At 72.2% G+C, this 21,792-nt stretch carries 22 protein-coding genes; 13 read left to right on the top strand and 9 right to left on the bottom strand.

Annotated features, from left to right (window positions below; all coding sequences use genetic code 11):
* Positions 1–89: 89 nt before the first annotated feature.
* From ACIA8D_RS21090 to ACIA8D_RS21100, 3 genes are read right to left on the bottom strand one after another with little or no spacing between them, the layout of a single operon-like run.
* Complete coding sequence (locus tag ACIA8D_RS21090) at positions 90–2,144, bottom strand: iron ABC transporter permease (protein WP_399234266.1); 2,055 nt, start codon at positions 2,142–2,144, stop codon at positions 90–92.
* A gap of 4 nt (positions 2,145–2,148) precedes the next feature.
* On the bottom strand, positions 2,149–3,132 hold the full coding sequence (locus ACIA8D_RS21095) for an ABC transporter substrate-binding protein (RefSeq protein ID WP_399234268.1): 984 nt from the start codon (positions 3,130–3,132) through the stop codon (positions 2,149–2,151).
* Positions 3,129–4,001: an ABC transporter ATP-binding protein gene (locus ACIA8D_RS21100; protein WP_399234270.1), complete on the bottom strand. Its 873-nt coding sequence runs from the start codon at positions 3,999–4,001 to the stop codon at positions 3,129–3,131. The genes ACIA8D_RS21095 and ACIA8D_RS21100 overlap by 4 nt, the downstream gene beginning before the upstream one ends.
* A 143-nt stretch (positions 4,002–4,144) precedes the next feature.
* On the opposite strand from ACIA8D_RS21100, the gene ACIA8D_RS21105 reads away from it, so the two are divergent.
* The 5 genes from ACIA8D_RS21105 to ACIA8D_RS21125 all read left to right on the top strand — a co-directional run bounded on the left by ACIA8D_RS21105 (position 4,145) and on the right by ACIA8D_RS21125 (position 9,208).
* Positions 4,145–4,702, top strand: a complete 558-nt coding sequence (locus ACIA8D_RS21105; RefSeq protein ID WP_399234272.1) for a Dps family protein — start codon at positions 4,145–4,147, stop codon at positions 4,700–4,702.
* A gap of 131 nt (positions 4,703–4,833) precedes the next feature.
* A complete protein-coding gene (locus ACIA8D_RS21110; RefSeq protein WP_399234274.1) occupies positions 4,834–4,998 on the top strand; it encodes a hypothetical protein in 165 nt (54 codons plus the stop codon).
* A 149-nt stretch (positions 4,999–5,147) separates the two neighbouring features.
* Positions 5,148–5,636, top strand: a complete 489-nt coding sequence (locus ACIA8D_RS21115) for an HPP family protein (protein WP_399234275.1) — start codon at positions 5,148–5,150, stop codon at positions 5,634–5,636.
* 213 nt (positions 5,637–5,849) lie between these two features.
* Entirely contained in the window at positions 5,850–7,484 is a 1,635-nt protein-coding gene (gene abc-f, locus ACIA8D_RS21120; RefSeq protein ID WP_399234277.1) for a ribosomal protection-like ABC-F family protein, read from the top strand.
* 83 nt (positions 7,485–7,567) lie between these two features.
* Positions 7,568–9,208, top strand: a complete 1,641-nt coding sequence (locus tag ACIA8D_RS21125) for an ABC-F family ATP-binding cassette domain-containing protein (RefSeq protein WP_399234279.1) — start codon at positions 7,568–7,570, stop codon at positions 9,206–9,208.
* A 24-nt stretch (positions 9,209–9,232) separates the two neighbouring features.
* Here ACIA8D_RS21125 and ACIA8D_RS21130 read toward each other — a convergent pair whose 3' ends face one another.
* Positions 9,233–9,967, bottom strand: coding sequence for a nitroreductase family protein (locus ACIA8D_RS21130; RefSeq protein WP_399234281.1), 735 nt, complete (start codon positions 9,965–9,967; stop codon positions 9,233–9,235).
* A gap of 203 nt (positions 9,968–10,170) precedes the next feature.
* Here ACIA8D_RS21130 and ACIA8D_RS21135 point away from each other — a divergent pair, with 203 nt between their 5' ends.
* The 3 genes from ACIA8D_RS21135 to ACIA8D_RS21145 all read left to right on the top strand — a co-directional run bounded on the left by ACIA8D_RS21135 (position 10,171) and on the right by ACIA8D_RS21145 (position 12,665).
* Positions 10,171–10,503, top strand: a complete 333-nt coding sequence (locus ACIA8D_RS21135) for a hypothetical protein (protein ID WP_399234283.1) — start codon at positions 10,171–10,173, stop codon at positions 10,501–10,503.
* 72 nt (positions 10,504–10,575) lie between these two features.
* A complete protein-coding gene (locus ACIA8D_RS21140) occupies positions 10,576–11,157 on the top strand; it encodes a carbonic anhydrase (RefSeq protein ID WP_399234284.1) in 582 nt (193 codons plus the stop codon).
* An 8-nt stretch (positions 11,158–11,165) separates the two neighbouring features.
* Positions 11,166–12,665: a SulP family inorganic anion transporter gene (locus tag ACIA8D_RS21145; protein WP_399234286.1), complete on the top strand. Its 1,500-nt coding sequence runs from the start codon at positions 11,166–11,168 to the stop codon at positions 12,663–12,665.
* A gap of 64 nt (positions 12,666–12,729) precedes the next feature.
* Here the strand turns inward: ACIA8D_RS21145 and ACIA8D_RS21150 are convergent, their stop codons facing one another.
* From ACIA8D_RS21150 to ACIA8D_RS21160, 3 genes are all read right to left on the bottom strand, one after another.
* Positions 12,730–13,137, bottom strand: coding sequence for a RidA family protein (locus ACIA8D_RS21150; protein WP_399234287.1), 408 nt, complete (start codon positions 13,135–13,137; stop codon positions 12,730–12,732).
* Positions 13,138–13,202: 65 nt separating this feature from the next.
* Positions 13,203–14,540: an alpha/beta fold hydrolase gene (locus ACIA8D_RS21155; RefSeq protein WP_399234289.1), complete on the bottom strand. Its 1,338-nt coding sequence runs from the start codon at positions 14,538–14,540 to the stop codon at positions 13,203–13,205.
* Positions 14,541–14,717: 177 nt separating this feature from the next.
* Entirely contained in the window at positions 14,718–15,575 is an 858-nt protein-coding gene (locus ACIA8D_RS21160) for a Cof-type HAD-IIB family hydrolase (protein WP_399234291.1), read from the bottom strand.
* Positions 15,576–15,794: 219 nt separating this feature from the next.
* Here ACIA8D_RS21160 and ACIA8D_RS21165 point away from each other — a divergent pair, with 219 nt between their 5' ends.
* The 5 genes from ACIA8D_RS21165 to ACIA8D_RS21185 all read left to right on the top strand — a co-directional run bounded on the left by ACIA8D_RS21165 (position 15,795) and on the right by ACIA8D_RS21185 (position 19,599).
* Complete coding sequence (locus tag ACIA8D_RS21165) at positions 15,795–16,607, top strand: alpha/beta fold hydrolase (RefSeq protein ID WP_399234293.1); 813 nt, start codon at positions 15,795–15,797, stop codon at positions 16,605–16,607.
* Positions 16,608–16,616: 9 nt separating this feature from the next.
* Positions 16,617–17,384, top strand: a complete 768-nt coding sequence (locus tag ACIA8D_RS21170) for an IclR family transcriptional regulator (protein WP_399234295.1) — start codon at positions 16,617–16,619, stop codon at positions 17,382–17,384.
* A gap of 93 nt (positions 17,385–17,477) precedes the next feature.
* Positions 17,478–18,500 carry a Rieske 2Fe-2S domain-containing protein gene (locus ACIA8D_RS21175; RefSeq protein ID WP_399234297.1) on the top strand — a complete coding sequence of 341 codons (1,023 nt, stop codon included), beginning with the start codon at positions 17,478–17,480 and terminating at the stop codon, positions 18,498–18,500.
* Positions 18,497–18,667, top strand: coding sequence for a hypothetical protein (locus ACIA8D_RS21180; RefSeq protein WP_399234299.1), 171 nt, complete (start codon positions 18,497–18,499; stop codon positions 18,665–18,667). The genes ACIA8D_RS21175 and ACIA8D_RS21180 overlap by 4 nt, the downstream gene beginning before the upstream one ends.
* On the top strand, positions 18,664–19,599 hold the full coding sequence (locus tag ACIA8D_RS21185) for a PDR/VanB family oxidoreductase (RefSeq protein WP_399234301.1): 936 nt from the start codon (positions 18,664–18,666) through the stop codon (positions 19,597–19,599). The genes ACIA8D_RS21180 and ACIA8D_RS21185 overlap by 4 nt, the downstream gene beginning before the upstream one ends.
* Here ACIA8D_RS21185 and ACIA8D_RS21190 read toward each other — a convergent pair.
* Positions 19,583–21,181 carry an MFS transporter gene (locus ACIA8D_RS21190; protein WP_399234303.1) on the bottom strand — a complete coding sequence of 533 codons (1,599 nt, stop codon included), beginning with the start codon at positions 21,179–21,181 and terminating at the stop codon, positions 19,583–19,585. The genes ACIA8D_RS21185 and ACIA8D_RS21190 overlap by 17 nt on opposite strands.
* Positions 21,182–21,294: 113 nt before the next feature.
* Positions 21,295–21,780: a GNAT family N-acetyltransferase gene (locus tag ACIA8D_RS21195; RefSeq protein ID WP_399234305.1), complete on the bottom strand. Its 486-nt coding sequence runs from the start codon at positions 21,778–21,780 to the stop codon at positions 21,295–21,297.
* Positions 21,781–21,792: the final 12 nt, after the last annotated feature.

The raw sequence follows: 21,792 nt of genomic DNA on the forward strand, positions 1-21,792 counted from the left end.
GAGGCGACGCGGAGCGTCGTCGACCGACGACAACGCCGCGAGCGTGCGTGCCAGGCCCCGCGAGCCCGGCCTGATCCAAACGACAGGCCCTAGCGCCGCCCGCGGACCAGCAGGTACACGAAGTACGGCGTGCCGACGACGGCCGTCATCAGGCCCGCGCCCAGCTGGGCCGGGGCGATGACGGAGCGGCCCAGCAGGTCCGCGACGCAGACGAGGGCCGCGCCCAGGAGCATCGCGACGGGCACGACGCGCACGTGCTTGCGCCCGACCAGGGCGCGGGCCGCGTGCGGCGCGACGAGGCCGACGAATCCGATGGTGCCGGCGGCCGCGACCGCGGTGGCGCTGAGCAGCACGCTGAGCATCAGGAAGCCGAGGCGCCCGCGCGCCAGGTCGAGGCCGAGGAGGCGGGGCGTGTCCGCGTCGAGGGACACAAGGTCGAGCTCCTTTCGCCGGGCGACCGCGACGCAGGCCCCGACGACGAGCACGGCCGCGACCGGCAGCACGTCGGGGAAGCCGCGCCCGTACGTCGAACCGGACAGCCACACCAGGGCCTTGGTCGCGCTGAACCGGTCGGTGAGCACGATCAGGAGGCTGATCAGGGCCGCCGTCCCCGAGGCCGTTCCGATGCCGACCAGGACGAGCCGGCTCTGCTGGAACCCGCCCTTGGCCGCGAGCCCGAACACGATGGCGGAGGTGACCGCGGCGCCCGCGAACGCCGCGCCCGCGATGCTCCACGAGCCCGCGGCGGGCACCGTGGTGACCAGCAGGACGGCGCCGAGCGCGGCGCCTCCGGAGACGCCGAGGACGCCTGGCTCCGCGAGCGGATTGCGGGTCACGGACTGTACGAGCGTGCCGGACAGGGCGAGCGCCGCGCCCGCGCACAGGGCGGCCAGGACGCGCGGCACCCGGGTGTCCAGGACGAACGTGATGGCCTGACCGGCCTGACCGCCCGCCCAGTTGGCGACGTCGCCCAGGAGCAGGGTGCTGTCGCCGAGGAGGACGCCCGCGACGGCCGTGCCGGCCAGCACCGCCGCCAGGGCGACCACGGTGACCGCGAAGACCTTGCGGCTCGGGATGCGCATCCGGTCCGGCTGCGCGGCGGCGTCCCCGTCGCGCAGCCGCAGCGCCATGACGACCAGGAACACCGCGCCGACGACGCTGGTGACCACGCCCGTCGGCACGGTGACCGCCACCTGGGCGGAGGTCACGGCGCGCAGCAACAGGTCGGAGCCGAGCACGAGCGCGGCGCCGACGAGGCCCGCGACGGGGATGCGCACCCGGTGCCGTACGAGCGCACGCACGCGGCGGGCCACCGGCCTGACCAGGGCCGGGGCACACAGGCCCACGAAGCCGATCGGTCCGGCCAGGGTGACCGCGGCCGCCGAGAGCAGCGCCGCGAGCACGACCGCGGTCACACGGGTGCCTCGCACGGGGATGCCGAGGCCGCGCGCCGCGTCGTCTCCGAGGGCCAGTCCGTCGACGCGGCGGGCGAGCAGCACCAGGCCGATCAGCGCGGCGAGCACGACGGGCGCCATGCGGGCCACTCCGGAGAAACCGTTCTGGGCGATGCTGCCCTGGTTCCACTGGTAGAGGCCCTCGGTCTGTTCGGGGAAGAGCAGGATCAGCGACTCGGTGACGGCGTTCAGGCCGAGGGCGAGGGCGCTGCCCGCGAGGACCAGCCGGACCGTGGTGGCGGCGCGTCCGGCGAGCCCGAGCACGACGGCCGCCGCGGCGAGTCCGCCGACGAAGGCGACCGCGGAGGACGCGAACACCGAGGCGGTCGCGCCGGTGGCCGCGAGCACGCCGAGCGCGAGGTAGGAACCGGCGTTGACGGCGAGGGTGTCGGGCGAGGCGAGGACGTTGCGGCTGACGGCCTGGAGGACGGCGCCCGCGGCGCCGAGCGCGACGCCGACGAGCAGCCCGGCCACCATGCGCGGCAGCCGGGAGGCGACGACGACGGAGGAGTCGCCCGCCTCGGCCTGCCCGGTGAGGGCCTGCCACACCTGGTGGGCGCCGACGTCGGCCGTGCCGTAGGTGATGTCGACGACGGCGAGCACGGCGACGAGCAGCGCGAGCCCGGCCGTCACCCCGACGGCGCCGAAGGACGGCGCCGCCAGGGTGCGGGGAGGTGCGGTGACGGCCACTTTCCTACTTCTTCGTCAGGGCGGCGACGACGCCGTCGATGTACTGCTCCATCGACTTCGGGCCGCCGAACAGCCAGGTCCCGTCGGGCAGTCGGTGCACGTCGCCGGAGTTCACGAAGGGCAGCGACTTCCACACCTTGTTGTCGGCGAGGTCCTTGGTGAAGACGTCGGAGCCGCCGGCCTTCTTGTTGCCGATGTACGTGAACCGCACGTCGTCGCCGAGCCCGGTGAGCCCTTCGACGTCGGTGGTGGCGAGGCCGTAGTCCTTGTCGCCCTTGACCTTCCAGGCGTTCTTCAGGCCGAGGTCCTCGTTGACGGCGCCCAGCAGGGAGTCGCTGGTGAAGGCGCGCACGGTGACCTGGTTGGAGGCGGAGTAGCCGTCGGCGGTGGCGACCTTGGAGCCGTCGGCGTCGGCGTCCTTTAGCGCCTTCTTGCCCTCGGCGAGCTTCGACTCGTACGCCTTCTTGGCGGCCTTCGCCTCGTCCTGCTTGCCGGTCGCCTTCGCGATGGTGTCGAGGGTGTCGAACATCGTGCCGACCTGGTCGGCGCCGTCGGCCGACTTCACCTGGAGGACCGGGGCGATCTTCTTCATCTGCTTGACCGCGGAGGCCGACAGGTCGGTGGTCGCGACGATGAGGTCGGGAGCGAGGCCGGCGATGCTGTCCATGCTGGGCTCGCCCCGAGTGCCGATGTCCTTGGGCGCGTTGGTGAGCGGCGCGGCGGTGTCCCACGCCTTGTAGCCCTTGACGTCGGCGACGCCCGCGGGGTCGACGCCGAGCGTGACGAGGGACTCGACGACGTTCCACTCGGTGCCGACGACCTTGGTGGCCGGGCCGTCGAGGCTGACCTTGGAGCCGTCGGCCCCGGTCAGGGTGATCTTCTCGGACTTCGCGTCGGAGCCGGCCTTCGCGGGCTCGGAGCTGCCGCAGGCGGACAGGACGAGGGCCGCGGCGGCGGCCGTGGCCGCGACGATCAGGGGACGTCTCATGATGTGCTCTGGAGCCTTTCGCTTCTGCTGTGGTGACGGCCCATCGCGCGGGTGCGCAGCCGTCCGGTGAAGGGGTCGGTGTCGACGTCGACACGGATGCCGTACGTCTCGGTGAGGCGCTCGGAGCGCAGGACGTCCTCGGGGGCGCCGTCGGCGATGACGCGGCCCTCGCTGAGCAGCGCGATCCGGTCGGCCACGGCCGCGGCCTGGTCGAGGTCGTGCAGGACGACGCCGACGGCGATCCCGCCGTCGTCCGCCAGGTCCCGCATGAGGTCGAGGAGTTCGATCTGGTAGCGCAGGTCGAGGTAGGCGGTGGGCTCGTCGAGCAGGAGCACGCCGGTCTGCTGGGCGAGACAGCTCGCCAGCCACACGCGCTGCAACTGCCCGCCGGAGAGCTGGTCGACGCCGCGGTCCGCGAGCGTCTCGACCCCCGTCAACGCGAGGACCCGTGCGACGACTTCGGCGCCGTCGGCATCGGCCTGTCCCCACCGTCCGCGGTAGGGGTAGCGGCCGAACTCGACGACGTCGCGCACGGTGAGCCCGCCCGGGGTGGGCCTGCCCTGGGTCAACAGCGCCACCCGGCGGGCGAACTGACGGGCGGTGAGGTCGAAGCCGTCGGCGGCGTCGGACGTTCCCGCGTCGATGCTCAGCGTGCCGTGCCGGGGCTTCTGCAGCCGGGCGACGGTCCGCAACAGCGTGGACTTGCCGCTGCCGTTGGGGCCGACGAGGGCGGTCACTTCGCCGGGTTTGAGGACGAGGGCCGCGTCGTGCACGACGTCGACGCCGTCGTACGACACGGTCACATGCTCGGCCGACAGTTCGTGACCGCGCGGACGAGGGGCGCTACCTGCGCGTTCACCAGATCTCACGTGCCGAAGGTTAGCCTAACCTTACCCGTCGGGGAACCCCGGGGGCCGACTCTCCGATCGGCGCCGATCAGGAATGGATCCGTCATGCGGGGTAGTCCGTCAGTGCAGCTCATCCCACTCGCAATCGAAGGGAGACCCGCACCATGGCTCTGCGGAGCGACCCGAAGTACACCGTCCCCGGCCTCGCCGTGTCCGAGGCGGGCGAGCTCATCGACATCCTGCAATTGCGCCTGCACGCCCTCAACGATCTGCACCTCACGCTCAAGCACATCCACTGGAACGTCGTCGGACCGCACTTCATCGCCGTGCACGAGATGATCGACCCGCAGGTCGAGAAGGTCCGGGACATGGCGGACGAGGTCGCGGAACGCGCGGCGGCGCTCGGCGGCATCGCCCACGGCACACCCGGCGTACTCGTCGCCGCGCGGACCTGGGAGGACTACAGCGTCGGCCGGGCCGACGCCATCGCCCACCTCGGCGCGCTCGACATCGTCTACACCGGCCTCGTCGAGGACGTCCGCAAGGCGGTCGAACAGACCGGTGGGATCGACCTGGCCACCCAGGACCTGCTGATCGGGCAGTTGCGCGAGCTGGAGAAGTTCCAGTGGTTCGTCCGCGCCCACCTGGAGACGGCGGGCGGCGCCCTGCGTACCGGTGACGCCGACACCGAGACGGAGGCGGCACACCAGGCCGTACGGTGAGGCCCACGGGCCCGATCGTGTGACTGCGCCCCGCCGGTCCACCCGGCGCACCACCGGGTGTGCCTACCGTGGGAGTTCGTCAACTGTTGAGCCGACGCGGCACAGCGCCGCGTCGGCCGTGAGGAGCCCTCATGTCCGACGAAGAGCCGCAGCGTACAAAGAAGTTGGGCGTCGAGATGCGGCAGGTGTCGCTGGACGACGGCAGCGTGATGACGATCGTGTGCGACGCGGGCCTGTCCGAGGCGGACGTGCGCTCTCGGGCGACACGGATCGCGGAGGACAACCGGCGGCAGTAGCAGCCCGCCGAGCATGGGTGCCACACCCCCGGGTGCGACGTACAACACACCCCTGAGCTGCTTTCTTGCCCGAGAGGCAAGCAAAATGCCAGCGCTTCAACATTCTATTTATGATCACCGGGTCCCCGCTCCCCCTGCCCGGAGATCGCATGTCCACGCCCCCGTCCGCCGTCCCCCGCCCGCATCCCCTGCACGCCCTGCGGGCCACCGTCTTCGCGATCGGCGCCCTGCTGGTGCTCGTCGGCGTCGGTGTGCTGCTGCGACAGCCGCTCCTGATACCCCCGCTCGCCGCGAGCGCCGCCCTGGTGCACGGCGCGCCCGGGCTGCCGATCTCGCAGCCGCGCAACCTCGTCGGGGGCCAACTGATCTCCGCCGCCATCGGGTTCGGGACACTCGCGGTGACCGGGAGCAACGGCTGGGGCGCGGCCGTCGCGGCGGGGCTCTCGCTGGGCGCGATGATGCTCACCCACCTCTCCCACTCCCCCGCGGCCGCCACCGCCGTGATCGTCGTGCTGCAGGCCCCGCACCCGGTGCCCTTCCTCTCCCTCCTCGCGCTCGGCACCGCACTGCTGGTCCTCATCGGGCTGCTGCCGGCCAGGATCGGCGGACACCCGGTCCGTTACCCGTTGAGCTGGTGACCGCGCGCTCCCAGCTGTTAGTGTTCTTGGACCTTTCGTATCTCTGGGAGACCGAACATGACGGTGGACGACGACATCTCCGGGTGATGACCCGGCTCTGACAGGCCAGCGGTCGGTGCGCGGATGCATCGCCGGTGTGGCCTCGCAGTCGTCCCCTTTCCTATTCCGGGCAGCCGTATCGGTCTGCCCGTCTCCCACGCGAGGTTTCCTTCCGTGTCCGACGCTTCCGTCGTCTGCTCGAACCTGTCCTTCTCCTGGCCCGACGACACTCCGGTGTTCGACGGCCTGTCCTTCTCCGTGCCGTCCGGCCGCACCGGGCTCGTGGCCCCGAACGGCGCGGGCAAGAGCACGCTGCTCAAACTGATCGCCGGTGAGCTGAGGCCCACCGTCGGCTCGGTGACCGTGCACGGCGTGCTCGGCCATCTCCCCCAGAACCTGCCGCTGGCCGGCTCGCTCACCGTGGCCGAGGTGCTCGGCGTCGCCGAGATCGTCCGGGCCCTGGACGCCGTCGAGTCCGGCGACGTCGGCGAGGAGCACTTCACCGTCATCGGCGACGACTGGGACATCGAGGAGCGCACCCGCGCCGAACTCGACTCCCTCGGTCTCGGCGCCCTGGATCTCGACCGCCGACTCGACACACTCAGCGGCGGCCAGATCGTCTCCCTGGGCCTCGCCGCCCAACTGCTGCGCCGCCCCGACGTCCTGCTCCTCGACGAGCCCACCAACAACCTCGACCTCGACGCCCGGCGCCACCTCTACGACGTCCTGGAGCGCTGGAACGGCTGTCTGCTGCTGGTCAGCCACGATCGCGCGCTCCTGGACCGCATGGAACGGATCGCCGAACTGCACCACGGTGAACTGCGCTGGTACGGCGGCAACTTCACCGCGTACGAGGAGGCGGTGAGCGCGGAGCAGGAGGTCGCCGAGAAGAACGTGCGCAACGCCGAACAGGAGGTGAAGCGCGAAAAGCGGGAGATGCAGCAGGCCCGCGAGCGCGCCGAGCGCCGCGCGAGCAACGCCGCACGCAACCTGAAGAGCGCCGGACTGCCGAAGATCTTCGCCGGGACCATGAAGCGCGGCGCCCAGGAGTCCGCGGGCCGGGCCGGGCAGACGCACGCGGCCCGGGTCGGCGACGCGAAGGCCCGGCTCGACGAGGCGGAGCGCGCCGTGCGCGACGATCCGCGGCTCGTCCTCGACCTGCCGGACACCAAGGTGCCCGCGGGACGCACCCTCGTCCTCACCGAGCACGCCCAGGTCCGACGGGGCGAGCAGGATCTGTTCGCCGCAGGCGGCGTCGACTTCGCGGTGCGCGGCCCCGAACGGATCGCGCTGACGGGTCCCAACGGGGCGGGAAAGACCACCCTGTTGCGGCTCGTGAGCGGCGATCTCCAGCCGAGCGGCGGCAGCGTGAAGCGGGCCGACGGCCGGATCGCCTATCTGTCGCAGCGCCTGGACCTGCTGGATCCCGAGCGCACGGTCGCGGAGAACTTCGCAGCGTTCGCCCCGGCACGCCCCGAGGCGGAGCGGATGAATCTGCTGGCCCGGTTCCTGTTCCGCGGCCCGCGCGCGCATCTGCCGATCGGTGTCCTGTCGGGCGGGGAACTGCTGCGGGCCACCCTGGCCTGCGTGCTGTGCGCGGAGCCGGCCCCGCAGCTGCTGCTCCTCGACGAGCCGACGAACAACCTCGACCTGGTCGGCGTCGGCCAGCTGGAGAGCGCGCTCGGCTCGTACGAGGGCGCGTTCATGGTGGTCAGCCACGACGAGCGGTTTCTGGCGCGGATCGGGGTGCAGCGCGGGCTGCGGCTCGCGGGCGGCGAGCTGACCGAGGTGGGGGCCCCTGGGATGTGATCCGCCGGCGTGACGACATGGCCCGCCCCGAGGCATCCACCCGGCGGGCCCCACGGCTCCTCACGTCGAACGGAACACATCTCGTGCCCCAGCCCGCCCTCGTCGCCCACGAACTGACCCGCACCCTCGGCACCCGCCGCGTCCTCGACGGTGTGTCACTCACCGCGGCGCCCGGCCGCCGGATCGGCCTGATCGGCGAGAACGGGGTCGGCAAGTCGACCCTGCTGCGCCTGCTCGCCGGCGTCGACACCCCCGACTCCGGCAGCGTCGTGCGGCCGCCCGACCTCGGCTTCCTCCAGCAGGAGGCGCCCTACGACGCCGCGACCACGATCGCGCACGTGCTCGACGACGCGCTGCGCGAGACCCGCGCCGAACTCGCCGAGCTCGACCGGCTCGGCGAGCTACTGGCCCGGACGCCGGAGGACTCCGACGCCGGGGCCGAACTGCTCGACACCTATGGCCGGTTGCTCGAGCGCGCCCAGGAGCACGAGGCATGGGACGCGGACCGGCGTGCCGAGATCACGCTGGCCGGTCTCGGACTCGGGGCGCTCGCCCACACCCGTCCCCTCGGCTCGCTCTCCGGCGGCCAGCGCGGACGCCTCGCCCTGGCCGCGCTGCTCGTACGCCGTCCGGCCGCACTTCTGCTCGACGAGCCGACGAACCATCTCGACGACGACGCGGCGCTGTTCGTGGAGGAACAGGTGCGGGCGCTGCCCGGCGTGGTGGTCCTCGCCAGCCACGACCGGGCGTTCCTCGACGCCGTCTGCACCGACCTCGTCGACCTCGATCCGGCGGTGGACGGCCCCGTACGGTTCGGCGGCACCTACAGCGGCTACCTCGCGGAGAAGCGGGCCGAGCGCGGGCGGTGGGAGCGCCGGTTCGCCGAGGAGCAGGAGGAGTTGGTGGCTCTGCGGTACGCGGCGGGTGTCTCGGCGCGCCGGGTCGCCCCGGACCGCGCGCCGCGCGACAACGAGAAGATGGGCTACGGCGTCCGCGCCAACCGGGTGCAGAGCCAGATCTCCCGCCGGGTCCGCAACGCCACCCGGCGCCTGGAGGACCTGGAGCGCACCCAGGTCGCCGCTCCCCCGCCGCCGCTGCGCTTCCGGCCCGACCGCCTCGCCGCCGTGTCCTGCGAGGACATCGACGACGAGCCCCTGGTGTCCCTGCGGGCGGTCGAGGTCCCCGGGCGGCTGACACTGCACCGGCTCGACGTGACGTCGGAGGACCGGCTGCTGGTCACCGGCGCCAACGGCAGTGGGAAGTCGACGCTGTTGGCGGTCCTCGACGGGCGGTTGCCCGCGCGGGGCGAGGCCCGGCGGCGTACCGGTCTGTCGGTGGGGATGCTCGCCCAGGACTCCGTGTTCACGCGGCCCGAGCGCACGGCCCGGGACACGTACACACGGGAGCTGGGGTTCGCGCGGGCCGAGGAGGTGCCGCTCGCGGACCTCGGTCTGCTGCGGCCGGCCGACCTCGGCAAGCCCGTGGGCCTGCTGTCGGTCGGCCAGCGGCGCCGGCTCGCGCTCGCGCTGCTGGTGGCGAACCCGCCGGAGCTGCTGCTGCTCGACGAGCCGACGAACCATCTCTCCCCCACGCTGTGCGACGAGTTGGAGGACGCGCTGGGCCCGGGCCCCGGCGCCATCGTCGTCGCCTGCCACGACCGCTGGCTGCGGGAGCGCTGGAAGGGCCGCGAGATCCGCCTCGACGGTGGCGCGGGCGTCGGGTGACCGGCGGCACCCGGCCGTGGAGGTCTACCAGCGGTCGCGGTGCACCACCTCGGCGAGGGGCCTGCGGCGCACCGGGCCGAAGCGGCCGAGCGGCCGGCCGATCGGGATGGCGGCGAACGTCCGCATGTCGTCGGGGATGCCGAGCGCGGCCTTCCACTCGTCCTCCAGCATCAGGTGCCAGATGGTGATGTTGGCGGCGAGGCCGAGGCCGCGCGCGGCGAGCAGCAGGTTCTGTACGCCGGGGTAGACGCAGGAGCCCTCCGCGAGCGCGGCGAAGCGCTCCTGCGTGTTCGCCATCGTCTCGGCCGCCGCGGGCCCGAGTGCGGTGACCGAGGCCCGCAGTCCCTCCTCGTCGACGCGCGAGGGCGGGAACTGGTAGCAGGGGATGACCAGCGCCGGTGTCTCGGCGAAGTGGTCGCGCTGGTACTCGATGGCGGCGACCATCCGCGCGTACGCGGCCTCGTCCATGCCCTCGGGCGCGTGCTTGCCGGTGGTCGCCAAGTAGGCCTCCACGCAACGCTTCCACAGCGGGGCCAGCTCCGCCATGACCGCCGGGTCGGTGACGACGACGTACTCGTAGCGCTGCATGTTCCCGCCGCTGGGCCCCCACACGGCTGCCTGTATGAGCCGGTCGAGGAGTTCCTCGGGCACGGGTTCCGGGCTCAGCCGGCGCATGGCGCGCATCGTGGCCATGGTGTCGAACAGGGCGGGGGCGTCCGTGTCTGCGGGCGCGGCGGCCTGGGTGCTCGAGTCAGTCATGATCATGAGTCTAGGCGTGTCGATCCGGCCAAAACACCCTCTGATTTCACGCATCCTCAGGGTGGAAACACCCAGTTAACCTCCCAGTCACCTTTGCACAGTTAACCTATCTCTTGACCTTCAGTTGACCGTACGTTGACGAGTTCTTGGCGAGAGAGGCGTGAGGGGGGAACATGACCCGAGGTGGGAAGAGGCGCACAGTGGTGGCCCTTCTGTTCGCCGTACTGCTCGCGCTTCCCCTGCCCGCGTCCGCACAGGCGTTCGCTCCCGCACACACCCCGGTCGTGACCCCGGCCGAGGTGCGGGCCTGCAACGGCGAGGTGTCGGCACCCCAGGGACCCGCTGAAGTGATCCGTGGCCGCGACCGGCACCGGGCGGCGGCGCGCACGGGCCAACTCCCGTACCTCTGCGCCCAGTCACCGGCGCCCGAGGGCCCCGCCGCGCACGCGCACACCTCCTCCCGCGCCTCGTACACCCGCCCGGACAGATCCATCGACGGACTGTCAGCGGCGTCCCTCCAGGTGTTCCGCTGCTGACAGGCACAGCTGTTGCGACCTGTCCTGCCCGTCCGACGCGCCATGCCGGCGCGCCAGGAGGAATCACCACACATGCAGCCCCTCATCGACAACGCCCGTACCTTCGGCTCGCGCCCTGAGGAGTTCGCCAGTCACGCCGACGGCCAGTCCCCGCAGGTTCTCTTCATCACCTGCTCCGACTCTCGCGTCGTGCCGGCCCTGATCACGGGCGCGCGCCCCGGTGAGCTGTTCGAGCTCCGCACCGCGGGCAACATCGTGCCCCCGTACACCAGCGGCAGCCCCAGCGGGGAGACCGCCACCATCGAGTACGCCGTGGAAGTCCTCGGCGTGAAGGACATCGTCGTGTGCGGTCACTCGCACTGCGGGGCGATCGGCGCGCTGGTGCGCGGCGACGACCTCGCGGCCGTGCCCGCCGTACGCGACTGGCTCGCGCACGCCGCGGACGAGCCGGGAGCGTGCGACCCCACCGATGTCACGGTCGCCGCGGCCGTCCAACAGCACGTCCTCGCCCAGCTGCTGCGGCTGCGCTCCTACCCGTGCGTGGAGCGCCGGCTCGCCGACGGCCGCCTCACCCTGCGCGGCTGGTACTACGAGGTGCACACCGGCGGCGTCCGCGAACACCGCGTCGAAACCGACGCGTTCGAGAATCTGTGAGCGCCGACATGACCGACACCACCCCCCACACCCCCACACCCACCCCCGGGTCCGCCCGCAAGTTCCCTCACCTCAAGGCGGACTTCACCGCCTCACTCGTCGTGTTCCTGGTGGCACTGCCGCTGTGCGTCGGTGTCGCCGTCGCCTCCGGTGTGCCGGCGGAACTCGGCCTGATCACCGGCATCGTCGGCGGTCTCGTCACCGGACTGATGCGCGGCAGCAGTCTCCAGGTGTCAGGACCGGCCGCCGGTCTCACCGTGCTCGTGTACGAGGCGGTGCGCGAGTTCGGCCTGCCGATACTCGGCGTCATCGTGCTGGTCACCGGTCTGCTGCAGATCCTGATGGGCGCGCTGAAGGTGGGCCGCTACTTCCGGGCCATCTCGGTCTCGGTCGTCGAGGGCATGCTCGCGGGCATCGGCCTCGTGCTGATCGCCGGCCAGCTGTACTCGGTGCTCGACGCCAAGGCGCCGGAGTCGGGGCTCGGCAAGATCGCAGGTCTTCCGGAGGGGTTCTTCGACGCCCTCGGCAGCACCAGCGCGCTTGTCTCGCTCGCCCTGGGCGCCGGGACCGTCGCGGTCCTGGTGTTCTGGAAGCACATGCCGCGCAAGGCACGCGTCGTTCCGGGCCCGCTCGCCGCCGTGGGCCTCGCGATGCTGGCGGCGTTCGCGTTCGACGCGCCGGTCGCCATGGTCGAGGTCAAGGGCCTGCTCGGTTCCATCCAGCCGCCGTCCCTCGGCGCGTTCGGTGAGCTCGCCACCGTCGGCGTGCTCGGCACGATCCTGGCGTTCACGCTCATCGCGTCCGCCGAGTCGCTGTTCAGCGCGGCGGCCGTGGACCGGATGCACGACGGTCCGCGCACCGCGTACGACAAGGAACTGCTCGCCCAGGGTGCGGGCAACGCGGTGTGCGGTGTGCTGGGCGCGCTGCCCATGACCGCGGTGATCGTGCGCAGCTCGGCCAATGTGCAGGCGGGCGCCAAGACCAAGGCGTCGCGTGTCATGCACGGGGTGTGGCTGCTGCTGTTCGCGGCGCTGCTGCCCGCGCTGCTCGCCTACATTCCGATCCCGGCGCTCGCGGGCGTGCTCGTGCACGCCGGGGCGAAGCTGGTTCCCGTCCGGGCACTGGTGCGGCTGTGGCGCGAGCATCGCGGCGAGGCGCTGATCCTGGTCGTCACCGCGGTGTCGATCGTGGCGATCAGCATGTTCGAGGGTGTCCTCATCGGCCTCGCCCTGTCGGTCGTGAAGACCGCCTGGGAGGCCTCGCACGTGAAGCTGGAGGTCATAGACAAGGGCGCGGGCCCGATCCAGGCCCATCTGACCGGCAACGCGACCTTCCTGAAGCTGCCGAAGATCCTCGACAGCCTGGAGGCGCTCCCGCAGAACCGCCCCGTGGAACTGAACCTGACCGGAGTCCATCACCTGGACCATGCGTGCCGCACGGCCCTGGAGAGCTGGGCGGAACGGCACAGTTCGGCGGAGACGGAGCCGGTGAAGGTGACATCCGCCTGATCGGTTCGAGACGCATCGGCCCCGACTCCCGTGTTCGGCACGGGAGTCGGGGCCTTCGCACGTCTCAGTCGACCACCGCGGCGACCGCCTCGACCTCGACGAGCTGGTCCGCGTAGCCGAGCACGGTGACACCCATCAAGGTGCTCGGTACGTCGTGGTCGCCGAAGGCGTCACGTACCACCTGCCAGGACGTCACCAGGTCCTCCTGCCGCGTCGACGCAACGAGGACGCGGGTGCTGATGACGTCCTCGAGGACCGCGCCGGCCGCGTCGAGGGCGACGCGCAGGTTCGCGACACACTGCGCCGCCTGCCCGGCGTGGTCACCGACGGCGACGGTCGACCCGTCCTTCGCCAACGGACAGGAACCGGCGAGGAAGACGAGCCGTGCCTCCGCCGGCGCGGTGGCCGCGTAGGCGTACTCGGCGACATCGGAGAGTGCGTCGGAACGGATCAGGGTGACGGCGCGGGGCACGGGGTTCCCTTCGGACGGGTGCGGCGGGCGGTCATCGTGCCACGGCCCCGCACCCGTCCGCGCGATCATTTCTGCGACGGGAGCTCGGCACACGTGGAGCCGGCCGGTTCGCCCGACAGGCGGTCGGCGAGCCAGTCGATGGCCGGCCCCTGGTCGGTGAGCAGTGGCGCGAAGTGGTTGATGAGCGCACGCCCGACATTCGGGATGTTCACCGGCTTGTACGTCACCTGGGCGCCGCGCCCGCACCAGTCGACGGCCAACTGGCGTGCCTGGCCGTGCGGGACGAGGTTGTCGCTCACGCCGGTGGCGACGCGGACCGGGCTCTGCGGCTTGATGGCACCGATGCGCTGCTGGGCGAGGAACTCCTGGAGGCGCGGCTCGGCCTTGATGATGTCCTCCAGGCTCTGGCCGTCCTTCGTCCAGGTCGAGCTCTTCTTGGACGAGTAGCCGAGGATGGCGTCGCCGACGCATGCCGTGGAGAGGTCCTTCAGAGCGGCCCGCCCCTTGTCGTTCAGATACTTGTCGGCGATCGGCCGCAGCTCCGGTTCGGACTGCAGGAACCCGTTGAGCGACCAGCCGAGCGCGCCGACGAGGTCGGTGCCGTCGATGGCCTTGGTCGTCGCGGTCAGGTCGGCGGGCGGCGCGCCCGCGTAGCTGCCGGAGAGCGTGACGTCGGGCGCGTAGGTGGGCTGGAGTTCGGCGGCGGCCGCGGTGGCGCCGCCGCCCTGGCTGTAGCCGAAGAGGCCGACGCGCGAGCCGCTGGTGATCGTGGCGTCCTTGAGGGCGCGGGCCGCCCGCACGGCGTCGAGCACCGCGTGGGCCTCGTCGAGCCGGTTCACGTAGGTGTGCAGCCGGTCGGTGGTGCCCAGGCCGATGTAGTCGGTGACGACGACGGCGACGCCCTTGGCGAGGAGCCGGTAGATCGCCAGGTCCTCGTAACCGGCCACCAGGGTCTGCCCGTTGAACCGGATCGGGTGTTCCAGGCCCATCGACGCGGCGCACTGGTCGCCCTGCCCCTGGGTGCCGGGCGCGAGCGCCACGAGCGGACGGGCGCCCGGGCCGCGCCACTTGGCGCTGGGCTCGATGTACGCGCCCGTGGACGCGGCGGGCTTCCCGTTTGAGTCGGTGGTCTTGTACATGATGCGCGTCGCCTTGCCGGGCAGCGGCCCGTTCAGGCCGGGCAGGCTGAGGGCGAGCGGGAGTCCCTCGCTGCGGATCAACGAGCCGTCGGCGGCGGGCAGTTCGGCGGGCGGGTTGTAGAACGCGGGGATCGTGACACCCCGCGAGACCGTGTCGCCGGAGTCTCCGGCTCCGGTGGCGGCCGCGGCGGGCACGGCCTGGGCACCGACACACGCGGCGACGGTGACGGCGGCGGCCAGCAGGCGGGTGGGGGCGGCGGGCATGGCGAACCTCCGGTCTACGGGCGGGGGGTCACCCCCACCTGGCGGCTGTCGGCCGGAATTCCGGGCAGGCCGACGACGCGCTCGAGGCGGTCGTCCCACCGCCCCCACGCGCCTGGCCGGACGGTATCCACATCGCGGTTACCGCGGGTAGCACCAGGAAGGTTACGGTTCAGTAATTTAAGCCCGCACCGACAGTCCGAGCACGTCACGGACCGTGCGGACGACGCCGTTCTCGGTGTTGGCCGGGGCGCACAGGCGGGCGCGGGCGAGAACGTCGGGGTGGGCGTTGGCCATGGCGTAGGACCAGTCGGCGGTGTCCAGCATCTCCAGGTCGTTGCGGTAGTCGCCGAAGACCATGGTCTGCGCCGGCGTGATGCCGAGGGCGTCCTGGAGCCCGCGTACGGCGGCGCCCTTGTTCGCGGCCGGGTTCATGACGTCGATCCAGTGATGGCTGGAGACGACCACCTGGTGCGTGTCCGCGAGCGGGGCGAGGAGCGGGGCGGTGGTGTCCTGCGCGCCGCCGAAGTCGAACAGCGCGACCTTGACGAACTCGTCCTCGACGGCGGTGGCGTCGTCGACGATCTCGTGGGCGGCGTAGTACCTGCGGACCTGCGCCATGAACGCCTCGTCGGAGCGCTCCACGTAGGCGGACCGCTTCCCGCAGACGACGACGCCCGCGTCGACGCCGCCCGCGTGGACGAGCTCGCGCATCGACTTCACGATCCACTCGACGACGGCCGGCTCCAGCAGGTCCGAGCTGACCTCGGCGCCGCCGCGCACGACGTACGCGCCGTTCTCCGCGACGTAGACCATGCCACCGTCGTCCACGGCGTCGAACTGGGCGGCGAGGGTGGCGTACTGCCGTCCGCTCGCGGGGCAGAAGGCGACGCCGCGGTCGCCCAGTTCGGTCAGGAGCGGCCAGAGGGAGTCCGGGATGTTCCCCTCGCCGTCCAGGAGCGTGCCGTCCATGTCGGTGACGATCAGGCGGATGTCGGGCGAAGTGGTGGCGGTCGGCCGGTGGCGCTGGACGTTCACGGTGGTTCCTGGTTCGGTGGTGCGGTGTGCCGGGCCGCGGGGCACATCCCCGCGGCGTAATACCACCAGTGTATGGAGGGGCCTTACCCAGGCTTTCACGCCCTCCGGGGCTCCTCCGCCGCCCCCGCTCCGGGCGGGCACCACTCTTGATCATGCCCACGCCCGCGCCGTACGGTTCCGGCACACCCCGCGCGGGACCAACCCAAACAGGAGCAGGTCATGCCCCGATTCACGCTGGATGGCACCGTTTTGCGGTACGACGACTTCGGCCCCGCGGACGGGGTCGCGGTCGTGCTGATCCACGGGCACCCGTTCAACCGGACCCTGTGGGCCCCGCAGGCGGAGGCGCTCGCGGCGGCCGGGTATCGGGTGCTCACGCCCGATCTGCGCGGGTACGGAGAGAGCGATGTCACGCCGGGGCAGGTGCTGCTCTCGCGGTTCGCGGACGATGTCGCCGCGCTCCTGGACGAGCTGCGGATCGACACCGCCGTGGTCGGCGGTGTCTCGATGGGCGGCCAGATCGCCATGGAGTTCCAGCTGCGGCACCCGGACCGCACCCGCGCCCTCCTGCTGTCCGACACCTCGGCGCCGCCCGAGAGCCCGGAGGGCAAGGTGCGGCGCAACCGGCTCGCGGTGCGGCTGCTCGCCGAGGGCATGAGCGGATACGCGGACGAGGTCATCGACAAGATGCTCGCGCGCTACAACGTGGCCGCGCTGCCGGATGTCGCCGCCCACGTCCTCGGCATGATGCAGGTCACCGACCCGCGCGGGGCCGCGGCGGCGCTGCGCGGGCGGGCCGAGCGCCCCGACTACCGCGACAGCCTCGCGGCGGCCCGGGTCCCCGCCCTCGTCGTGGTCGGCGCGGACGACGCGTACACGCCGGTCTCGGACTCCGAGGAGATGGTGAAGCTGCTGCCGGACGCGGTGCTGCGGGTCATCGACGGGGCCGGGCACCTGCCGGGCGTGGAGCAGCCCGAGCTGTTCAACGCCGTGCTCCTGGACTTCCTGCGCGACCGCTGCCCGACCGGGTAGGGCGAGGTCGTGACCCGTTCCGCGAGCGACCGGCTGCTCGACGCGCTGGGCGCCTTCGACCAGGACCACCCGTCGCTCACGCTGACCCAGCTCGCGCACCGCGCCGACCTGCCGCTGCCCACCGCGCACCGGCTCGTCGGCGCGCTCTCGCGCTGGGGCGCCCTGGAGCGCGACGAGGCGGGCAACTACCACGTGGGCCTGCGGCTGTGGGAGATCGCGGCGCTCGCCCCGCGTGGCCTGGGCCTGCGGCAGGCGGCGCTGCCGTTCCTGGAGGACCTGTACGAGTCCACGCACGAGAACGTGCACCTCGCCGTGCGCGACGGCCGCGAGGTCGTCTACATCGAGCGCCTGTCGGGCCGCTCGGCGGTGGGCGTGCACTCCCGGGTGGGTGCGCGCTGGCCACTGCACGCGACGGGTGTCGGCCTCGTGCTGCTCGCGCACGGTGGCCTCGATCTGCAGGACCGCTACCCCGAGGGCGGGCTCGATGCCTTCACGCCGCACACCGTGACGGAACCGGGCCGGCTGCGCCGGATGCTGGCCGAAGTGCGGCGCAGCGGCGTCGCGGTGAGCGACCGTCAGATCACCGACGACGCGCTGTCGGTGGCCGCCCCGGTGCGCGGGCCGCGCGGGGACGTCGTCGCCGCGGTCTCCGTCGTCGTACCGGTCGAGGGCGCGCGGACGCCTGCGCTGATTCCGGCGGTGCAGCTGGCCGGACGCGGCATATCGCGCGCCCTGGGCTGGCAACCCGTCTCGACCGCGCCCCCGGCTTCCGTCTGACGGAAGTGGCGTTGTGGGGGTGTGGCTCAGGTCACCAGGGTGTTCCATGACGCGCGGCGACGGAGCCGCGCGGTGACAGGAGGGACGCCCGTCATGACCGGCAATTCGTCGTACTCGGCCTTCGCCCGCGACCAGTGGTACGTCGCCGCGTGGTCGAAGGAGGTCGGCAGGGAGCTGCTCGGCCGCACGATCCTCGGCGAGCCGATCGCCTTCTACCGCACCGAGGCCGGGGAGCCGGTGGCGCTCGCGGACCGCTGTGTGCACCGCCGCTACCCGCTCTCGGCAGGCGGGCTCGACGGGGACCGGTTGGTGTGCGGATACCACGGCTTCACCTACGACACGACGGGCACCTGTGTGTTCGTGCCGGGGCAGAAGCGGGTGCCGCGGACCGCGCGGGTGAGTTCGTACCCCGTCGCGGAGGTCGACGGAATGGTGTGGGTGTGGGTCGGCGCCCCGGAGCGGGCCGACACCAGTGAGATCCCGCGCGCGCCGCACCTCGTCGAGGACGGCTTCGTGACCGTGGAGGGCATGGAGCCGATCGACGCCGACTTCATGCTGCTCGTCGACAACCTCATGGACCTCTCCCACGAGACGTATCTGCACGGCGGGTACATCGGGACGCCCGAGGTCGCCGAGACCCCCATCGCGACGGAGGTCGACGAGGAGGCCGGGATCGTGCGGGTGTCGCGGCACATGAAGGACGCCGAGTGCCCGCCGTTCTACGCCCGCTCGACCGGTATCGAGGGCCGTATCGAGCGACGCCAGGACATCGAGTACCACGCGCCGTGCCTGTACCTGCTGCACAGCACGATCAGTCCGTCGGGACAGGAGACCCCCGCGTTCCGCACGGAGATCACGTACGCGATCACCCCGTCCTCGCCGGGCAAGGTGTACGACTTCTGGGCGGTGTCGCGGAACTTCGCGACCGAGGACGACGAAGTCACCACGTTCCTGCGGGACTTCAACCACACCGTCGTCATGCAGGACGTGGACGCGCTGAATCTGTTGCAGCGCACCCTGGACACCGAGCCCGAGGGGTACCAGGAACTCAGCATCAACATCGACACCGGCGGCCTGGCAGCGCGCCGCATCCTCGCGAAGCTGGCCGCCGGATGACGCGGCCCGTCTTCCGCATCGAATGGCTCCCCGGCACCGACCTGCTCGACGGCCACTGCCACTGCGGCGAGCGGCACACCAGCGAGGACCCGGTCGCCATGTGGGAGTGGATGCTCGCCCATCCCGACCATCCGCAGACCCCCGAACCGAAGGACCGCACCTCGTGAGCGACCCGCTCGACACGTACGACCTCGTCGTCGCCGAACGCCGCCAGGAGGCCGACGGCGTCGTCTCCCTGCTCCTGCGCCGTCCGGACGGCGCGCTGCTGCCCGCGTGGGAGGCGGGCGCCCACATCGACCTGATCCTCGACGAGGCGAAGGAACTGGAGCGGCAGTACTCGCTGTGCGGCGGGGACGCGCACTCCTGGCGGATCGCCGTGCTGCGCGAGCCGGACGGGCGGGGCGGTTCGGCGCATGTGCACGGCGAGCTCCAGGAAGGCGCGGCGGTGCGGGCCCGTGGGCCGCGCAACCACTTCCGGCTCGAGCCCGCACCCAGGTACCGGTTCGTCGCGGGCGGCATCGGCATCACGCCGATCGTGCCGATGCTCTCCGCGGCGGCCGAGCAGGGCGCGCGGTGGTCCCTGCACTACGGGGGCCGCTCCCGCGCGACGATGGCGTTCGCCGGGGAGCTGACCGCCCGGCACCCCGGCGGGCGCATCGAACTGGTCGAGGGCCTGCTGGACCTCCCCGCGGCGCTCGGGGATCTGCGGCCCGGTGAACTCGTCTACGCCTGCGGCCCCGAGCTGCTGCTCGCCGCGGTCGAGGAACTGGTGCCGGCCGAGGCGCTGCGCACGGAGCGCTTCACCCCGGCGGAGGCCGACACCAGCGGCGACGCGGCCTTCGAGGTCGAACTCGCTTCCTGCGGCCGGACGTTGAAGGTTCCGGCCGACCGGACCATCCTCGCGACCTTGCAGGAGGCCGGGATCCAGGTCCTGTACTCCTGCACCGAGGGCACGTGCGGCACCTGCGAGACGGATGTGCTCTCCGGGGAGATCGACCACCGCGACAGTGTGCTCACGGCCGCCGAGCGGGATGCGGGCGAGACGATGATGGTGTGTGTCTCGCGGGCCAGGGGCGAGCGGCTCACGCTGGATCTGTGACCGCCGCGTCGGCGACGGGCTTGACCCCGGCCTCGGCCTCGGCCTCGGTCTCGGCCTCGGTCTCGGTCTCGGTCTCCGGCTGTGCCGTGTGCTCAGCGCGGCGCAGCAGCGTGGCCGCGATCAGGCCTCCGGTCAGCACGGCCGCCGCGCCCACGAGCTGACCGGTCTCCAGGGCGGAGCCGAACGCCCGTGTCACCGTGCGGCGTTCGGCCGCCGAGTCGGTCGCGGCGAGGGCGGCGGGCAGCGAGGCCGCGGCCACCGGCACGAGGGCGGAGAAGCGGGCGCTGAGCACGGCGCCGAGGACGGCGACGCCGAGGCCGCTGCCGAACTCGGTGACCGTGCCCTGGATGCCGGCGCCCGCTCCGGCCTTCTCGCGGGGGATGGCGCCCATCACGGCGACGGCCATCGCCGGGTTGGCGAACGCGCAGCCGACGCCCATGAGGACGAGGCCGACGAGCAGGCCCCCGTACCCGTCCACGACCCGCCCGGCGAGGGCGACCGCGGCGAGCCCGCAGGCGAGCAGGGTCATGCCGACGGCCACGGACCCCGGGATGCCGAGCCGCTTGCTCAACCGGGCGGAGATTCCCGTGAAGTTGAGCAGCACGACGGTGAGGGCGAACGGCGCGGTGCGCAGCCCGGCCTCCAACGGCCCGTACCCGAGGACGAATTGGAGCTGCTGCGTGAGCAGGAAGAGCGCTCCCCCGCTGCCGAAGGTGATCAGCACGGCGCCGATCACGGCACCGGTGAACGTCCGGTTGCGGAAGAAGCTCATGTCGAGCATGGGGTCCTGGACGCGCCGCTCCCACAGCACGAACCCGGTCAGCGCGCACACACCGAGCCCCGCGCCCGTGAGCACGTACCGGGAGGACCAGCCGTGGTCGGGTCCGGAGACGACGGCGTAGACGAGGGATGCCATCGCGATCGTCGACAGGAGCGCGCCGAGCAGGTCGGGGCGGTGGCTCTGCTCGACCCTGCTCTCGGGCACGAGGACGCTCACCGCGCACAGACCGAGCAGCACGACGGGCACGTTGACGATGAACAGGGAGCCCCACCAGAAGTGGGCGAGCAGCACGCCGCCGACCAGCGGTCCCGCCGCGAAGCCGAGGGCGTTGACCGCGGCCCACACTCCGATGGCGCGCACGCGTTCGTCGTCGTCGAAGACCTGCACGGCCACCGCGAGGGTGGTGGTCAGCAGCAGGGCCCCGCCGACGCCCATGCCGGCGCGCGCGGCGATCAACTGGCCGGTGCTGTGGGCGAGTGCGGCGGCGAGCGAGCCCGCGCCGAACAGCACGAGACCGGTCAGGAGCAGTTTCTTGCGGCCGTAGCGGTCGGCGGCGGCCCCGGCCGCGAGCAGCAGTCCCGCCTGCACCAGGACGTACGCGTTGATGATCCACTGGACGTCGGCGGTGCCGGCGCCGAGGTCGTCGGTGAGGGTGGGGACGGCGACGTTGAGGATCGTGTTGTCGAGGATGACGACGAGTTGGGCGAGGCAGATCACGCCGAGGATGAGCCAGCGGCGCGGGTCCCTGGGCCGGTCGGGCGTGGGGGCGGGCGGCTGCTCGGCGGCGGGCGTCGCCGTCATGCGGGCTCCTTGAAGGCAGGCTTGAAGGCAGGCAGGGACGCGGGGACCGGGGACCACCCCGCTGGTTAGGTAACCCTAACTCAACGGATGGTCCACGTCCGCCCCACCTGGGCCTACAGGGCGCGATGCATGATGTGCAGTCCGACCCTGCCGTGCCGCGGGTGGTAGTACGCCGCGGGTACGGTGCCGAGGATCGTGAAGCCGAGCGAAGTCCACAGCCGTACGGCCGGGTTGGTCTCGACGACGGCGTTGAAGACCATGGCGCGGTAGCCGTCCGCCCTGGCCGTCTCCAGTACGTGCTCGGCGAGGGCGCGGCCGTGGCCGTGACCGCCCTGGTCGGGGTCGACCATGAACCCGGCGTTGGCGACGTCGCGTGCCGGACCGCCGTAATTGGGCTTCACGTACGCGGTGGCGACGAGGTCACCGGCGTCGTCCTCCATGACGAGGACGCGCTTGCCCGCGCCCTCGGTCCACAGGGCGCGGGCCGCGGATTCGCTGGTGTCGGGGTCCCAGGCGTACGTCTCGCCGGCGCGCACGATCCGCCGCCAGAACGGCCAGATCCGCTCCCAGTCCCCGTCCCGGATGTCTCTGATCTTCATGGGGCGAGTCTG

The sequence above is a fragment of the Streptomyces sp. NPDC051684 genome (genome assembly GCF_044453445.1).
Lineage (GTDB): Bacteria > Actinomycetota > Actinomycetes > Streptomycetales > Streptomycetaceae > Streptomyces.

Coding starts and splice junctions, on each gene's coding strand:
- ACIA8D_RS21130 (WP_399234281.1), bottom strand. CDS start 9,967: ATGACTGACTCGAGCACCCAGGCCGCCGCGCCCGCAGACACGGACGCC.
- ACIA8D_RS21145 (WP_399234286.1), top strand. CDS start 11,166: ATGACCGACACCACCCCCCACACCCCCACACCCACCCCCGGGTCCGCC.
- ACIA8D_RS21180 (WP_399234299.1), top strand. CDS start 18,497: ATGACGCGGCCCGTCTTCCGCATCGAATGGCTCCCCGGCACCGACCTG.
- ACIA8D_RS21175 (WP_399234297.1), top strand. CDS start 17,478: ATGACCGGCAATTCGTCGTACTCGGCCTTCGCCCGCGACCAGTGGTAC.
- ACIA8D_RS21140 (WP_399234284.1), top strand. CDS start 10,576: ATGCAGCCCCTCATCGACAACGCCCGTACCTTCGGCTCGCGCCCTGAG.
- ACIA8D_RS21165 (WP_399234293.1), top strand. CDS start 15,795: ATGCCCCGATTCACGCTGGATGGCACCGTTTTGCGGTACGACGACTTC.
- ACIA8D_RS21095 (WP_399234268.1), bottom strand. CDS start 3,132: ATGAGACGTCCCCTGATCGTCGCGGCCACGGCCGCCGCCGCGGCCCTC.
- ACIA8D_RS21115 (WP_399234275.1), top strand. CDS start 5,148: ATGTCCACGCCCCCGTCCGCCGTCCCCCGCCCGCATCCCCTGCACGCC.
- ACIA8D_RS21105 (WP_399234272.1), top strand. CDS start 4,145: ATGGCTCTGCGGAGCGACCCGAAGTACACCGTCCCCGGCCTCGCCGTG.
- ACIA8D_RS21155 (WP_399234289.1), bottom strand. CDS start 14,540: ATGCCCGCCGCCCCCACCCGCCTGCTGGCCGCCGCCGTCACCGTCGCC.
- ACIA8D_RS21195 (WP_399234305.1), bottom strand. CDS start 21,780: ATGAAGATCAGAGACATCCGGGACGGGGACTGGGAGCGGATCTGGCCG.
- ACIA8D_RS21110 (WP_399234274.1), top strand. CDS start 4,834: ATGTCCGACGAAGAGCCGCAGCGTACAAAGAAGTTGGGCGTCGAGATG.
- ACIA8D_RS21190 (WP_399234303.1), bottom strand. CDS start 21,181: ATGACGGCGACGCCCGCCGCCGAGCAGCCGCCCGCCCCCACGCCCGAC.